The sequence below is a fragment of the Pseudomonas imrae genome (assembly GCF_046352735.2).
Taxonomy (GTDB): Bacteria; Pseudomonadota; Gammaproteobacteria; order Pseudomonadales; family Pseudomonadaceae; genus Aquipseudomonas; species Aquipseudomonas imrae.
Map to the genome: position 1 here is coordinate 1,024,106 of NZ_CP110853.2, position 13,741 is coordinate 1,037,846.

13 protein-coding genes are annotated in these 13,741 nt (G+C 60.1%); 4 read left to right on the forward strand and 9 right to left on the reverse strand.

Annotation, left to right across the window (positions count from 1 at the left end; translation table 11 throughout):
- The first annotated feature begins 99 nt into the window (after nucleotides 1–99).
- The gene (locus tag OQ460_RS04545; RefSeq protein ID WP_410020691.1) at nucleotides 100–618 is read left to right on the forward strand and encodes an acyloxyacyl hydrolase; all 519 of its coding nucleotides are present in this window, start codon (nucleotides 100–102) and stop codon (nucleotides 616–618) included.
- Nucleotides 619–685: 67 nt separating this feature from the next.
- Here the strand turns inward: OQ460_RS04545 and OQ460_RS04550 are convergent, their stop codons facing one another.
- From OQ460_RS04550 to OQ460_RS04575, 6 genes are all read right to left on the reverse strand, one after another.
- Nucleotides 686–991, reverse strand: coding sequence for a YkgJ family cysteine cluster protein (locus tag OQ460_RS04550; RefSeq protein WP_410020692.1), 306 nt, complete (start codon nucleotides 989–991; stop codon nucleotides 686–688).
- A gap of 123 nt (nucleotides 992–1,114) precedes the next feature.
- Nucleotides 1,115–1,897, reverse strand: a complete 783-nt coding sequence (locus OQ460_RS04555) for an SDR family NAD(P)-dependent oxidoreductase (protein WP_410020693.1) — start codon at nucleotides 1,895–1,897, stop codon at nucleotides 1,115–1,117.
- Nucleotides 1,898–1,942: 45 nt separating this feature from the next.
- Nucleotides 1,943–3,388 (reverse strand): deoxyribodipyrimidine photo-lyase, encoded by a 1,446-nt coding sequence (phrB, locus tag OQ460_RS04560; protein WP_410020694.1) that lies wholly within the window; start codon nucleotides 3,386–3,388, stop codon nucleotides 1,943–1,945.
- Nucleotides 3,389–4,324: a MerR family transcriptional regulator gene (locus tag OQ460_RS04565; RefSeq protein ID WP_410020695.1), complete on the reverse strand. Its 936-nt coding sequence runs from the start codon at nucleotides 4,322–4,324 to the stop codon at nucleotides 3,389–3,391.
- A gap of 3 nt (nucleotides 4,325–4,327) precedes the next feature.
- Nucleotides 4,328–5,299, reverse strand: coding sequence for a YbgA family protein (locus OQ460_RS04570; RefSeq protein WP_410020696.1), 972 nt, complete (start codon nucleotides 5,297–5,299; stop codon nucleotides 4,328–4,330).
- Between the two features lie 157 nt (nucleotides 5,300–5,456).
- The gene (locus tag OQ460_RS04575) at nucleotides 5,457–6,443 is read right to left on the reverse strand and encodes an NAD(P)/FAD-dependent oxidoreductase (RefSeq protein WP_410020697.1); all 987 of its coding nucleotides are present in this window, start codon (nucleotides 6,441–6,443) and stop codon (nucleotides 5,457–5,459) included.
- Between the two features lie 211 nt (nucleotides 6,444–6,654).
- Between OQ460_RS04575 and OQ460_RS04580 the strand changes: the two genes are divergently transcribed.
- Together OQ460_RS04580 and hemH are read left to right on the forward strand one after the other, a co-directional pair.
- Nucleotides 6,655–7,554: a TIGR01777 family oxidoreductase gene (locus tag OQ460_RS04580; protein WP_410020698.1), complete on the forward strand. Its 900-nt coding sequence runs from the start codon at nucleotides 6,655–6,657 to the stop codon at nucleotides 7,552–7,554.
- 14 nt (nucleotides 7,555–7,568) lie between these two features.
- Nucleotides 7,569–8,594: a ferrochelatase gene (gene hemH, locus OQ460_RS04585; RefSeq protein WP_410020699.1), complete on the forward strand. Its 1,026-nt coding sequence runs from the start codon at nucleotides 7,569–7,571 to the stop codon at nucleotides 8,592–8,594.
- Nucleotides 8,595–8,641: 47 nt separating this feature from the next.
- On the opposite strand, the gene OQ460_RS04590 is transcribed toward hemH, so the two are convergent.
- The 3 genes from OQ460_RS04590 to algW all read right to left on the reverse strand — a co-directional run bounded on the left by OQ460_RS04590 (nucleotide 8,642) and on the right by algW (nucleotide 12,718).
- A complete protein-coding gene (locus tag OQ460_RS04590; RefSeq protein ID WP_410020700.1) occupies nucleotides 8,642–9,361 on the reverse strand; it encodes a DUF4198 domain-containing protein in 720 nt (239 codons plus the stop codon).
- Nucleotides 9,362–9,373: 12 nt separating this feature from the next.
- Nucleotides 9,374–11,482, reverse strand: a complete 2,109-nt coding sequence (locus OQ460_RS04595; RefSeq protein WP_410020701.1) for a TonB-dependent siderophore receptor — start codon at nucleotides 11,480–11,482, stop codon at nucleotides 9,374–9,376.
- A 75-nt stretch (nucleotides 11,483–11,557) separates the two neighbouring features.
- The gene (gene algW, locus OQ460_RS04600) at nucleotides 11,558–12,718 is read right to left on the reverse strand and encodes a Do family serine endopeptidase AlgW (RefSeq protein WP_410020702.1); all 1,161 of its coding nucleotides are present in this window, start codon (nucleotides 12,716–12,718) and stop codon (nucleotides 11,558–11,560) included.
- A 101-nt stretch (nucleotides 12,719–12,819) separates the two neighbouring features.
- Between algW and OQ460_RS04605 the strand changes: the two genes are divergently transcribed.
- Nucleotides 12,820–13,578 carry a Nif3-like dinuclear metal center hexameric protein gene (locus OQ460_RS04605; protein ID WP_410020703.1) on the forward strand — a complete coding sequence of 253 codons (759 nt, stop codon included), beginning with the start codon at nucleotides 12,820–12,822 and terminating at the stop codon, nucleotides 13,576–13,578.
- Nucleotides 13,579–13,741: the final 163 nt, after the last annotated feature.

A 13,741-nucleotide genomic window follows, 5' to 3' on the forward strand; every position in this document is an offset into this window, starting at 1 on the left:
GAAATGGCAGGTTTTTCGAATGAACTTCTGCGTAAACGACGGCTTCTATAGCTCTTGAGCGGTAAAAACCTATAACTTCGTTTGGGAAGGATGTTTGTTATGAGGCGTTTGTTCTGTTTGGCTGCGATTGCAGCCGTAGTGGTGGGGCACTCGGTTTCTGCCCAGGCTGCGGGCCTGGAATTCGGGGTAGGCCATACCAGCGATTCGACCATGACCTATCGCTTGGGCGTACAGTCAAATTGGGACAAGAGCTGGTGGCAGAGCGATGTCGGTCGCCTGACTGGCTACTGGAGCGGCGCTTATACTTTTTGGGACGGCGACAAACGCGCAAGCGTAAGCAGCCTGTCGTTCTCCCCGGTGTTTGTGTATGAGTTTGCTGGCGAGTCGGTAAAACCCTACATCGAGGCCGGAATCGGCGTAGCGTTGTTTTCCCGCACCCGGGTCGAGGACAACAATATCGGCCAGGCTTTCCAGTTCGAAGACCGCCTGGGCTTTGGTTTGCGGTTTGCCGGCGGGCATGAGGTAGGTATTCGCGCCACGCACTATTCCAACGCTGGAATCGCCAGTAATAACGACGGTGTCGAGAGCTATTCGCTGCACTACACCATGGCGATGTAACCATTTATGCAACGCAGCAACTGTCTGGTCTTGGCTCGGCAGTTGCTGCGGTACAGGCAAGTATTCTTCAGCGGTATACCGTCGCGATCCCCTGGCGTTCTTCGATGCACTCCGGCGCGCCCATTTCGAACTCCCTACAAATCAATGGCCGCTTCTCATAGATCGTGCACATCATCGTGTCGCGATCCAGCGCCGCGCACCAGCCGTCGTCCAGGCGCAACATGACTTCACCGCCCCAATCGTCAGTTTCGATAAAGCGATCAGGCACGCCGGTGTCGGTAATCAGCATGACCTCCAGCTGGCAGCAGCAGGCCGCGCACGTGGAACAGGTGACGGCAGGTTCGACAATTTGGGTGTGAGGGATGTTGGTCATAGGGGGGCAGTGTAAGGCAAGCGCGTTATCAGCGTATGAAAGTCCTGACGAGCGTTCGCGCGAGACTCCATGAGCTGCAGTAATGCAAAAACCGGGAAATGCCCCCGCCGATGATGCGGGGACTCACAGGGTATCCTTGTGAGGCGGTGGGCTGCGCAGCATGCGTTTGCCGATCGTCAGCCGGGTGCGATTGGGCTGCGTCGACAGAGGCCATAGAGTGGCCAGGAAAAGTGCAGGGAAGGTGATCTCCAGCGGGCGGGCGGCCAGCTTGGCAAAAATATGCTCGGCAGCCTTGTCTGCCGGCCAGTTCAAGGGCATAGGGAAATCGATGTGGGCGGTCGGCGGGGTATCAACAAAGCCAGGGCTGACTACCGTTACATCCATGCCTTCAGGCGACACCTCGGCATGTAGAGATTCAAACAAGTAACGCAAGCCTGTCCTGGATGCGCCATACGCTTCGGTGCAGGGCATCGGCAGGTAGGTCGCGGCACTGGCGACACCTACAAAATGGGGCGTCTGCCCGGCGCGTAACAAGGGTAGTGCGACTTCGATGCAGTAGCTGCTCGCCAGCAAATTGGTGCGTGCTACGTGTTCGATGATTGAGGTATCCAATTGCTTGGCATCGACGTACTCGCAGGTACCCGCATTCAGAATCACCGTATCCACGTGACCCCAGGCCTGTGCAATGTGTTGCCCGATTTCACGCACAGTTTGACTGTTGGTCAGGTTCCCGGCGACCACTAGTACTTGCCCTGGAAATTTCATCGCCAGTTGTTCCAGGGGCTTCTTGGCGCGGGCACTGAGTGCCACCTGTGCGCCGCTGGCCAGCAGTACTTCGGCCAGGGCCAGGCCGATGCCATTGCTGGCGCCCGTCAACCAGTAACGACGTGGCACAGGAGCATTCATACCAATTTCCTTTCTAGCCAATGGGCATTGTTCCGTGGCAGGCGATCATTCATACACACCTCCAACTGCCTGGCGCGAGGGCAGGCTGCGGAATGCGGCGAGGGCGCGCTCGCGGGATTTTTTCAGATCGACGATACGCGGTGGGTAGTCGGTCACGCCAAACAGGCCGCCGACGGCATTGGGGTTATGGACTTCTTTCTTATTCAGTCCGGCCAGCTGTGGCAGCCATTGCTTGATGAAGCGTCCCTGGCCGTCGAACTTTTCGGACTGGCTCAGCGGGCTGAAAATCCGAAAGTAAGGCGCCGAGTCGGTGCCAGTGGATGAACTCCACTGCCAGCCGCCGTTGTTGGCGGCCAAGTCTCCGTCGATCAAGTGGCGCATGAAAAAGCGCTCTCCTTCACGCCAGTCGACCAGCAGGTTCTTGGTTAGAAACATCGCCACCACCATCCGCAGGCGATTGTGCATCCATCCGGTTTCGACCAGTTGGCGCATGGCGGCATCGATGATGGGCAGGCCGGTACGTGCTTGCTGCCAGGCGGCGAGGTCCTCGGGAGCATTGCGCCAGGCCACGGCCTCGGTTTCCGGGCGAAAGGCACGATGGCGCGAAACCCGTGGATAGCCCACCAGAATGTGTTTGTAGAACTCACGCCACAGTAACTCGTTGATCCAGGTGACCACTCCGACATTACCGCTTTCAAATTCGCCTTGATTGTGTTGCAGCGCGGCATGCAGGCACTGGCGAGGTGAAAGCACTCCCGCCGCCAGGTACGCCGAGAGCTGACTGGTACCAGGTTGGGCCGGGAAGTCGCGCTCATCTTTGTAGTGGCTGATTTGTTCGTCGCAAAACTGTTCCAGGCGCCGCCGTGCTTCTTTTTCGCCGGCTGGCCACAGGGCTCGCAAAGTCTCACCGGGCGTGGCAAACCCTGCGACCTGCTGCGGGACCGGATCGCTGCCGATCGGCAACGGCGCCTGGGCATTGGGTGTTGCCACCAAGCGGGGCAGAGCACTGTGCAGGCGCTCGTAACAGACTTTGCGGAACTGGCTGTACACCTGGAAGTAGGTGCCCGTCTTGGTCAATACGCTGCCGGGTTGAAACAGCAACTGGTCCAGGTAGCGGTGGAAAGTTACCCCGTCCGCTTCCAGGGCCCGGGCAACGTCTGCGTCGCGTCGGGTTTCGTGGATTCCATACTCGTCGTTGACGTGGACCGTCTCTATGGACAACTCCCGGCACAGTTTGCCCAGCACTTCGGGCACCAGGTCCCACGTGGCGGCATGCCGGATCAGCAGGGGAATATTCAACTTGCCCAGGGCCTGGCTCAGGCTCTGCAGGTTACGCAGCCAGAAGTCCACCTTGCACGGGGCATCGTCATGGGCCTGCCACTGGTCCGGGCTGATCAGGTACACGGCTACCGTCGGGCCGCGCTGGCAAGCGGCGGCGAGGGCGGTGTTGTCATGCAGGCGCAAATCGGTGCGCAGCCAGATCAAATGCATTTAGATAAGTCCACGCTGGATCAATGTCAGATGGGCCGATAACGGGTCTTCGGCCAGAAACAATGCAGGGATGTCATGGGTCAATACCGACAGTTCGGCCGGGCGGATGCATACAACCGGCCCGGCTATCCCGATTGGGTAGTTGACCCCGGCCAACAGCTTCGCCAGCATCGCCAGGTTGATCGACTTGCTTGAATACAGGAGCACGGCGCGCGGTTGCAGAAGTTCGACCGCCAGCGCCAACTCACCCGCCGGTAGGGGCCAGTCGAAGACTTCCACCGGGCAATTTGCGCTGCTGGCCAGCCAGGCACTCAGCCACAAATGGGGCTCAAGCGGCAGGTCGGATTGATTGATCAGCAGCAACGGTGCGCCATTGAGTTGGCGATTGTTGTGATACATCCGCGCGCCAAACTTGCTGCGCAGCCAGGAGTGAAAAAATACCCGCTCCATCTGCGCGCCGAACTGTCCTTGCCAGCGCTGTTCAAGGTCCTTGAGCAAGGGCAGCAACAGGTGTTCGCACAGGGTACGCGGCGGATAAAGGGCCATGGCCTGGTTGAAGGCGTCGTCGACCCGTCGCTCGGCCAGTTGGCCGATGGCCTGCAACAGGGTTTGTCGCAGGCTGTGCCATTCGCTCTCGATGCTGTCGTCGACCGCTTGCGTGTTGTCGAGTAACTGCTTGACCTGGCTGACCGGCACACCTCGGTTGAGCCACGTGAGGATGGTGTGGATACGTTGTACGTGCTCGGCACAAAACAGCCGATGTCCCTTGGGCGTGCGCTGCGGCACGATCAATGCGTAGCGTCGCTCCCAGGCCCGCAGGGTCACGGCGTTGACGCCGGTCTGGCGGGCCACTTCGCGAATCGGCAGCCAGCCTTGTGCCAGGGCTTGAGCCATGTCCTGCACAGGTTCGGCGGGGGCTTGCACTGATGCATTCATGAGTTAGATCGCATTACGCAGGCTGAGGTTTTCCGGATGCGGTTGCAGATATGCCTGCTGCGCGATGTAGCGGTCCGGATGTTGGCGAAAGTGATGCTTGAGCAAAGTCAGCGGCACCACCAGCGGTACGATGCCGTGGCGGTATTGGCCAATGAGGGTTTGTACTTCCTGTTTGTCTTCGGCGCTGATGGCTTGCTTGAGATAGCCACTGATGTGTTGCAGCACGTTGGAGTGGGTACCGCGGGTGGCGCACTTTTTCAGCCCGGTCATCAACTCGCTGAAATAGCGCGCGGCCAAATCATCAAGGTCATTGACCTTGGCCATGTTGCCCAGCAGGTTGCCCAGGCTTTTGTAGTGGGCCGGGCTGTGGGCCATCAACTGATATTTGTAGCGCGCATGGAAGCTGAGCAGGCGATGCCGGGTCAGGCCTGCGGCCAGCAACTGTTGCCAGTCGGCGTAGACGAAGACGCGGGTCAGGAAGTTTTCGCGCAGCACCGGATCATGCAGGCGCCCGTCTTCCTCCACCGGAAGGTTGGGGTGGCGCGTACAGAACGCCTGGGCATAGATGCCGCGTCCGCCGCCTTCGACCGGGGTGCCATTGGCACGGTAGACCTTGACGCGCTCCAGCCCACAGGACGGCGACTTTTGCATAAAAATATAACCGCAGAGGTCGGTGTGCTCGGCGGCCATTTGCTGACCATACTCGGCCAGCGGTTGGGTCACGTTCAGTTCGCGGTGTACGGTGCCAATGGCTTGCGGTTGCTGCGCATCACCTACGAGGCGAATCGCTTCACGAGGAACGCCCATGCCGATGGCGACTTCCGGGCATAGCGCAACGAAGTCGAAGTATTCGCCAAGGGTCTGGCTGCAGAGTAGGGATTGCTTGTGCCCGCCATTGAAGCGCACGTTCTGGCCCAGCAGGCAGGCGCTGATGGCGATCTTGGGTTTGGGGGGGGCGGACGCGGTAGCGGGCATGACCAAGCCTCTGGGAGATTCCTGTACAGAGTGGTTTGTCTGTACAACTAACGGTCATCATAGATTCGATGCTGTACAAGTCAAATTTTTTGTAGAGGTTTAGGGGGCGGGGCTGCTGCCTATTTTGACCGCAGCCATTTAGCGCAGTTGATGCAGTTCATTGCAGTTGTTCAATCAATCGGCGCGCCACTTCCTGGCCACTGAGCCATGCGCCTTCGACCCGTCCAGAGAGGCACCAGTCGCCACACACGTACAAGCCCAGGTCTGCGTCGGCCAGAGCCCCCCATTCATGGCTGGTAGCTGGGCGGGCATATAGCCAGCGGTGGGCGAGGCTGAAGGATGGCGCAGGCATCGGGCAGTGCAACAGTTCGGCGAACGCGCCGTACAACAACTCGATGACTGCTTCCTTGGACAGGTCCAAGTGCTCTTTGCTCCAGGCGCTGGTGGCGTGCAGTACCCAGGTGTCGAGGGGGGCGTCGCGTCCTGGTTTGCTGCGGTTGCGGGCCAGCCAATCGAGTGGGCTGTCCTGCACGAAGCAGCCTTCCATAGGCGTGTCCAGGGGCGCATCGAAGGCCAGTGCGATGGCCCAGGTAGGGTCCATTTTTACCCCCGCGGCGGTGCTCGCCAGCTTGGGTGCGGCAGCCAGCAGTGCCGTGGCCTGGTGTGCCGGCGTGGCGATGATCACGTGGCTGAAGGGGCCGTGGCTGCCGCCGTCGGCGTCCAGCAGGTTCCAGTGTTGCTTGCCCTGGAATACCTCGGTGATACGGCAACCGAACTCCACCGGCAGGTCATCGAGCAGGGCGCGGGTGATGGCGCTCATGCGCGGCGTGCCGACCCAGCGGATCTGCTCATCGGGGGATGGGCTGAGCTGCCCTGACCTGGAGTTGTATAGCTGCGGTGTCCACTGTTCAGCCCAGCCATTGGCCTGCCAGCGCTGCACTTCTGCGACAAAACGCCGGTCGCGAGCGGTGAAGTATTGGGCGCCCAGGTCAAGGGCTCCGGCAGCGCTACTTTTGCTGGACATGCGTCCGCCGCTGCCACGGCTCTTATCGAATAGCTGGATAACGTGCCCGGCATCTTTCAGGGCTCGGGCGGCCGATAATCCGGCGATGCCGGTGCCGATGATCGCGATGGGAACAGTCATGGTAGGCCTCGTTTTACCTTTGGGTACAGACTACGCCGGCACCAATAGCTGTACAATATTGTTTTTTGGTATAAGTTTTGGCGTGCCTGAATGTTTGGCATGACCTATGGTTAAACCTGAGGGTTAAACCAACGTTGCGCCAGCTTGAAAAAGAACCCTGTTAATAAAATAGACCAGTGATGGCCGGCGAACGTTACACGAGGATAATCTCATGCATATTTTGCTGACCGGCGGCACAGGGTTGATCGGTCGCCAGCTCTGTCGGTACTGGCTTACCCAGGGGCATCGCCTGACAGTCTGGAGTCGCCGTCCCGAACAGGTAGCCAATCTGTGTGGCGCACAAGTGCAGGGTGTTGCCCGGTTAGAACAGGTGGCAGCGCCGGTGGATGCGGTGGTCAACCTGGCGGGCGCGCCGATTGCCGACCGTCCCTGGACCCATAAACGCAAGGCATTGCTGTGGAGTAGCCGGATCGGTACTACCGAAACGTTGCTCGCCTGGCTTGAAGGGCTTGAGCAAAAGCCGGCAGTGCTGATCTCCGGTTCTGCCGTGGGCTGGTACGGCGATGGTGGCGAGCGTGAGTTGAGCGAAGACAGCGGCCCGGTGCAGGACGATTTTCCTAGCCAGTTGTGCATTGCCTGGGAAGAGACGGCCCAGCGCGCCGAAGCGCTGGGCATGCGCGTGGTGCTGGTACGCACCGGTCTGGTGCTGGCGGCCGAGGGCGGCTTTTTGTCGCGCCTGTTGTTGCCGTTCAAACTGGCGCTGGGTGGGCCTATTGGCAACGGCCGGCAGTGGATGCCGTGGGTGCATATCAAGGATCAAATCGCCCTGATTGATTTTCTTCTGCACAAGTCTGACGCCAGTGGTCCTTATAATGCTTGCGCGCCTCATCCGGTACGTAACAGCGAGTTCGCCAAGACCTTGGGCCAGGTACTGCACCGCCCGGCAGTCGTGCCGATGCCGGCCTTTGCCTTGCGGGTGGGCCTGGGCGAATTGTCCGGGTTGTTGCTGGGTGGTCAGAAGACCGTACCCGAGCGGTTATTGGCTGCCGGTTTCACTTTTCAGTTCACTGAGTTGCGCGCGGCCCTGGATGATTTGTCCAGCCGCCTCTAGAGATAGGATGTTGCATGACGGATCACGCGTTGTTACTGGTCAACCTGGGCTCACCGGCTTCCACTTCGGTAGCCGATGTGCGCAGCTACCTCAACCAGTTTTTGATGGACCCGTATGTGATCGACTTGCCGTGGCCGGTAAGACGCTTGCTGGTGTCACTGATTCTGATCAAGCGCCCCGAACAGTCGGCCCATGCCTACGCTTCTATCTGGTGGGACGAAGGCTCGCCGCTGGTGGTACTCAGCCGTCGCCTGCAACAGCAAATGACGGCCCAGTGGACCCACGGCCCGGTGGAGCTGGCAATGCGCTACGGCGATCCATCGATTGAGAGCGTGCTGACGCGCCTGGCAGCCCAAGGCATTGGCAAAGTCACGCTGGCGCCGCTGTATCCGCAGTTCGCCGAGAGCACTGTCACCACCGTCATCGAAGAAGCCAGGCGCGTGGTGCGTGACAAAAAGCTCGACGTGCAGTTCTCGATCCTGCAACCGTTCTACGACGAGCCGGAGTACCTGGATGCCCTGGCGGCAAGCGCCAAGCCTTATCTGGAGCAAGACTTTGACCACTTGTTGCTGAGTTTTCATGGTCTGCCTGAGCGCCATCTGAAAAAGCTCGACCCGACCGGTTCGCATTGTTTCAAGGATGCCGATTGCTGCAGCAATGCCTCCCCTGCGGTACTCGCCACCTGCTACCGCGCGCAGTGCTTCAGCGTTGCACGCAATTTTGCCGAGCGCATGGGTTTGCCGGACGGTAAATGGTCGGTGGCCTTCCAGTCGCGCCTGGGTCGGGCGAAGTGGATCGAACCTTACACCGAAGCACGGCTGCAAGCGTTGGCCGAGCAAGGGGTGAAGAAGCTACTGGTGATGTGCCCGGCGTTCGTTGCCGATTGCATCGAGACGCTGGAAGAAATCGGCGATCGCGGGCTTGAGCAGTTCCGCGAGGCCGGCGGCGAGGAGTTGGTGCTGGTGCCCTGCCTCAATGATGATCCTCAGTGGGCGGCGGCACTTAATACCCTCTGCGAAAGAGCGCCGGTGGCTTTGTAGTCGTCCTGCAGGCGCGAGCAAGTTCACACCTGCAGGATGGGCGATGTCTACTCGTGATGCGGTTCGCCAAGGAACGTCAGCGAGCTGAACAGTGCGCGGCTTTGCACATCGGCATCGCCTTTCACCGGCACTTCAACCTGTGCCGCAATGACATTCAACCCCTCATTGCGCACCACGACCTGCGCCCGGCCATCCTTGTCGGTCTCAGTACTCAAGGTGTTCGGCGCGCTGCGGTAGTCGCCGATCAACTTGATCCCGGCTGCCGGTTTGCCATCGATCAGTACCCGCACCGGCAGTGACTTGCCTGGGCCCACGGTCAGTGGGTCGACTTCTGGCAAAATCAGCATTTTCAATTGATCCAGCCTGGGCAGCTTTGCCCCCGCCTGATAAATCGCCAGGCTGTATTTCAGCGCATGGGTCGATTCGATAGCGCCAGGTACCTGGCTGCGGCCCTGGTTCACCCATTTTTTGTCGGGCGTCTGCGACCACGGGCCGTTGTCCAGCACCACCGCCAGCACGGCGGGGGATTTCAGTGGTTGCAGACGCGCGTGGTCGTCCAGGCGCTGGACCGTCACCGGGACCATCTTGCCGCCAGCGTCATACGCCCAGGCGCCGCTGACTTTCTGTGCCTTGAACGCATTGTCCTCGGCGCCATGGCCGTAGACGACTTCGATATGACCGCGGCGTTGCTCGGTCCACAGGCCATGGGCCGAGGCCTGGGTGGCGAACAGCAGGCCGAGCACGGCCAGGGATTTTAACGCTTGCATGGTGACGTCCTTTTACAGGTTGAGGGTCAGGCTTACGGTGAAATTGCGCGGCTCACCGGGGTTGACCCAGTAGTTGCTGTAGGAGCGCTCGTAGTATTTTTCATCGAACAGATTGTTGAGGTTCAGACCCACGGTGACATTTTCGCTGGCTTTGTAATGGGCCAGCAGGTCGACCGTGTGGTAGGCCGGCAATTCAAAGCTTTTGCCGGCCTCGCCTGAGCGGTCTCCGACATAAGTGAACGCCGCACCCAGATCGGAACCGCGCAGCGCGCCGTCCTGGAATTCATACACGCCCAACAGGCTGCCCGTGTGTCTGGCCACGCCGAGAATGCGGCTACCGGTGGGGATTTCCTTGTCGCCCTTGGTCACCTCGGCGTCGATGTAGGCGTAGGCGCCAATTACCCGCACTGCGTCAGTCACTTGTCCGGTCAGTTGCAGGTCGAAACCCTGGCTGCGGGCTTTGCCGATGGCGCGTTTGGTGTCGGTGGCGGGGTCGGTGGACAGGACATTCTCCTTCTCGATATGGAAGGCCGCGAGGGTTGCACTCAAGCGATCGTCGAACAGCTCAGTCTTGATCCCCACTTCGTAGCCAACACCTTCCTCGGGCTTGAAGAAGTTACCGGCGGCGTCAAGGTCACTTTGAGGCTTGAACGAAGTAGACGCGTTGGCGAACAACCCCACTTGGGGTGTCAATTGATACAGCAGGCCGGCGCGTTGGGTCAGTGCGTCGTGGGTCTTCTGGCTCTTGGCGTGATTGCGGGTGAAGTCATCGGAGCTTTGCTCGACATGCTCCAGGCGCACGCCGACCATACCGCGCAGCCGGTCGGTAAAAATGATCTGGTCTTGCAGGTTCAGCGCCTGGCTTTTTACCTGGGCGAGGAAATCGGTGCCGGTGCGCTTGCCGGTGGGCTTTGGCTCGCCGTAGATCGGTTTGTAGATGTCGATAGGGTAGCTGCCTTCAATTGCGGTCACGCGTTCTTTCTTGCGGTAGTCCTCGTACTCGGTGCCGATCAGCAGTTCATGCTGCCAACTCCCAATATCGAACAACCCCCGCAGTTCAAGCTGGGTGATGCTGTCGTGCCAACCCATGGAGCGTTGGCGATAACGGCGGTTGATGGTGTGGCCGTCTGCATTCAGCGCGCGGTTTTCCGACGCTTCGCCCCACAAGCTGCCTTGCTTGTAGTGGCTGGCCAGGCGCAGTTTCCACGCATCGTTCAGATGATGCTCAAGGGTGGCTTGCAGGCGGTTGTTGTGGTTGCGGATGTCGCCGTCGTTGGGTTCGCCAAGGAAGGTCGAGCGCGACATGCCGCCCCAGCCGTTGTTGGGGGCAACCAGGCCGCGGTCGAAGGTCGAGCTGTGGCGCACGAATTCGCTTTCCACCAATAGGCTGGTATCCGGGTCCAATTGCCAACTGAAAGAGGGCGCGACGAATACCCGTTTGCTTTGCACGTGATCGCGGAAGCTGTGGTTGTCTTCCACCGCCAGGTTGACCCGCGTCAGCACGCGGCCTTCGCTGTCCAGCGGGGTGTTGAGGTCAAGGGCGGTACGATAGCGATCCCAACTGCCGGCGCTGGTTTGCAGCGTGGTGAAGGCTTCGGGCTGCGGCTTTTTGCTGACGATATTCACGGTGCCGCCGGGATCACCACGCCCATAAAGGCTGGCGGCGGGGCCCTTGAGTACTTCGATGCGTTCGATATTGGCCGTGTCCGGAGTGCTGGGGTAGCCGCGGTTGGCGCTGAAGCCGTCCTGGTAGAACTCCGAGGTGGTAAAGCCGCGCACACTGTATTCGTACAGCGTCAAGCCCCCGAAATTGTTCTGCTTGGACACGCCGCCGGCAAACTCCAGGGCGCGCTCGACGTTGGTGCTGCCCAGGTCCTTGAGGACGCTGGCGGGAATCACACTGATTGCTTGTGGGATATTACGCAGGGCGGTATCGGTCTTGGTCGCGCTGGCCGAGCGGGTTGCGCGGTAGCCCTTGACCGGGCCGGTGGCCGATTCGTAAGCATCGGCGGTGACGCTGATGGTATCGAGTTCAAGGGAGCCGGTATCGTCGGCGAATATCGGATCCACCAGTAATCCGAGGGCGATACCGGCCAGGGGGGCAAGCTTTCGAGACGTCATGGTCTAGCGTTCCAATATCAATATTGAAACAATATAACATGACCAATGAGAATATATCCCTTCAGGGCGCCGCGTTTATTCCTGTTCCTTCACCGGTGCGATTGCCGGCGGCGGCCGCAGGCCTACTTCGGCCAACAGTTTGATTTCCTTGCCATCGCGCATGACTTGGATGGCGACCTTGTCAGTCGGTTTGATTCGCGCCACCTGGTTCATCGAGCGACGACCATCGCCCGCAGGTTCGCCGTCGATGCTGAGGATTACATCGCCGACCTGCATGCCGGCTTTTTCCGCCGGCCCGCCGCGCAGGATGCCGGCGATGACAATACCCGGGCGCCCGGTCAGCCCAAAGGATTCGGACAATTCCTTGGTCAGCGGTTGTACTTCGATGCCCAGCCAGCCGCGAATCACCTGGCCGTGCTCGATGATCGATTTCATCACTTCCATAGCCAGCTTCACCGGGATCGCGAAGCCGATGCCTTGGGATCCACCGGATTTCGAGAAGATCGCGGTGTTGATGCCGGTCAGGTTGCCGTTGGCGTCCACCAGCGCACCGCCCGAGTTGCCGGGGTTGATTGCGGCGTCGGTCTGGATAAAGTCTTCGTAGCTATTGAGGCCCAACTGGTTGCGCCCGGTGGCACTGATGATACCCATGGTCACGGTCTGGCCGACCCCGAACGGATTGCCGATGGCCAGCGCCACATCACCGACCCGCAGGCCTTCGGAACGACCGATAGTGATGGCCGGCAGGTTTTTCAGATCGATTTTCAATACCGCAAGATCGGTTTCCGGATCGCTGCCCACCACTCGCGCCAGGGTCTCCCGGCCATCGCGCAGGGCCACGACAATCTGGTCGGCGCCTGTGCTCACGTGATTGTTGGTGAGAATGTAGCCTTCCGGGCTCATGATCACGCCTGAACCCAGGCTTGATTCCATGCGTCGCTGCTTGGGTGAGTTGTCGCCGAAAAACCTGCGAAACTGCGGATCTTCGAACAACGGATGCGCCGGTTTGTTGATGACCTTGGTGGTGTACAGGTTGACCACGGCAGGCGCCGCGACGATCACCGCATCGGCATAAGTGACCGGGCCTTGCTGCACCGCATTGGTTCGCGGTGCCTGTTGCAGGTTGACGTCCAGGTTTGGCAGGCCAACCCATTGGGGATAACGCTGAATAATCAACATCGCGATCAGCACGCCGGCCAGCAATGGCCATCCAAAAAAACGCAGCGCCTTGAGCATCAAGTACATCCTGACAGGTTGCAGGGGGCGGGAGAGCGCCCATAATGTCGCGCATTATACGAGGCGCGAGCGCCTCCGAACGGGATATTTAGGAGTCTTTTATGGCCGTCGCTCTCAGCACCCTTGTCCAAGAGGCTGACCGTTACCTTGGCAGCGCGAAAATTGCCGATTACTGCCCCAATGGCCTGCAGGTGGAGGGCCGGCCGCAGGTGTTGCGTATCGTCAGCGGCGTGACGGCCAGCCAGGCGCTGCTGGACGCTGCCGTAGAGGCCCAGGCTGACCTGGTGCTGGTGCACCATGGGTACTTCTGGAAAGGTGAGAACCCTTGCATCACCGGCATGAAGCAGCGCCGCCTCAAGACCCTGCTCAAGCACGATATCAGCTTGCTGGCTTATCACTTGCCCCTGGACCTGCATCCGGAAGTGGGTAACAACGTGCAGTTGGCGCGCCAACTGGACATCACGGTCGAAGGTCCGCTGGACCCGGACAACCTCAAGGTTGTCGGCCTGGTGGGCTCTCTGGCCGAGCCTCTGTCGGCGCGGGATTTTGCCCGCCGTGTCCGGGAGTCGATGGGACGTGAACCCCTGCTGATCGAAGGCAGCGCGATGATCCGCCGGGTGGGCTGGTGCACCGGCGGTGGCCAGGGTTATATCGACCAGGCCGTGGCGGCCGGTGTCGACCTGTACCTCAGTGGCGAGGCCTCGGAGCAGACGTTTCATAGTGCTCGGGAAAACGACATCAGCTTCATCGCCGCCGGCCATCACGCCACCGAGCGTTACGGTGTGCAGGCGCTGGGCGACTACCTGGCGCGGCGTTTTGCCCTGGAACATCTGTTTATCGATTGCCCGAACCCGATCTAAGCCTCACCACAAGATGAATGCGCGAGCTGTCGAGCTCCATATTTGACTGGGTCGACCGGCCCGCGCAGCCAAACCTCGGGGCATATTCATATATCGTTTCGATCTAGCTGGCTCCCTGATTAGAAGCAGGTGCTGTGCTAGCATGCCTCGCTCGAACACGGCC

Bases quoted from the DNA above. Each gene is read 5' to 3' on its own strand.
- OQ460_RS04605 (WP_410020703.1), top strand. From the start codon at position 12,820: ATGGCCGTCGCTCTCAGCACCCTTGTCCAAGAGGCTGACCGTTACCTT.
- OQ460_RS04550 (WP_410020692.1), bottom strand. From the start codon at position 991: ATGACCAACATCCCTCACACCCAAATTGTCGAACCTGCCGTCACCTGT.
- phrB (WP_410020694.1), bottom strand. From the start codon at position 3,388: ATGCATTTGATCTGGCTGCGCACCGATTTGCGCCTGCATGACAACACC.
- OQ460_RS04590 (WP_410020700.1), bottom strand. From the start codon at position 9,361: ATGCAAGCGTTAAAATCCCTGGCCGTGCTCGGCCTGCTGTTCGCCACC.
- algW (WP_410020702.1), bottom strand. From the start codon at position 12,718: ATGCTCAAGGCGCTGCGTTTTTTTGGATGGCCATTGCTGGCCGGCGTG.
- OQ460_RS04555 (WP_410020693.1), bottom strand. From the start codon at position 1,897: ATGAATGCTCCTGTGCCACGTCGTTACTGGTTGACGGGCGCCAGCAAT.
- OQ460_RS04565 (WP_410020695.1), bottom strand. From the start codon at position 4,324: ATGAATGCATCAGTGCAAGCCCCCGCCGAACCTGTGCAGGACATGGCT.
- hemH (WP_410020699.1), top strand. From the start codon at position 7,569: ATGACGGATCACGCGTTGTTACTGGTCAACCTGGGCTCACCGGCTTCC.
- OQ460_RS04575 (WP_410020697.1), bottom strand. From the start codon at position 6,443: ATGACTGTTCCCATCGCGATCATCGGCACCGGCATCGCCGGATTATCG.
- OQ460_RS04545 (WP_410020691.1), top strand. From the start codon at position 100: ATGAGGCGTTTGTTCTGTTTGGCTGCGATTGCAGCCGTAGTGGTGGGG.
- OQ460_RS04595 (WP_410020701.1), bottom strand. From the start codon at position 11,482: ATGACGTCTCGAAAGCTTGCCCCCCTGGCCGGTATCGCCCTCGGATTA.
- OQ460_RS04570 (WP_410020696.1), bottom strand. From the start codon at position 5,299: ATGCCCGCTACCGCGTCCGCCCCCCCCAAACCCAAGATCGCCATCAGC.
- OQ460_RS04580 (WP_410020698.1), top strand. From the start codon at position 6,655: ATGCATATTTTGCTGACCGGCGGCACAGGGTTGATCGGTCGCCAGCTC.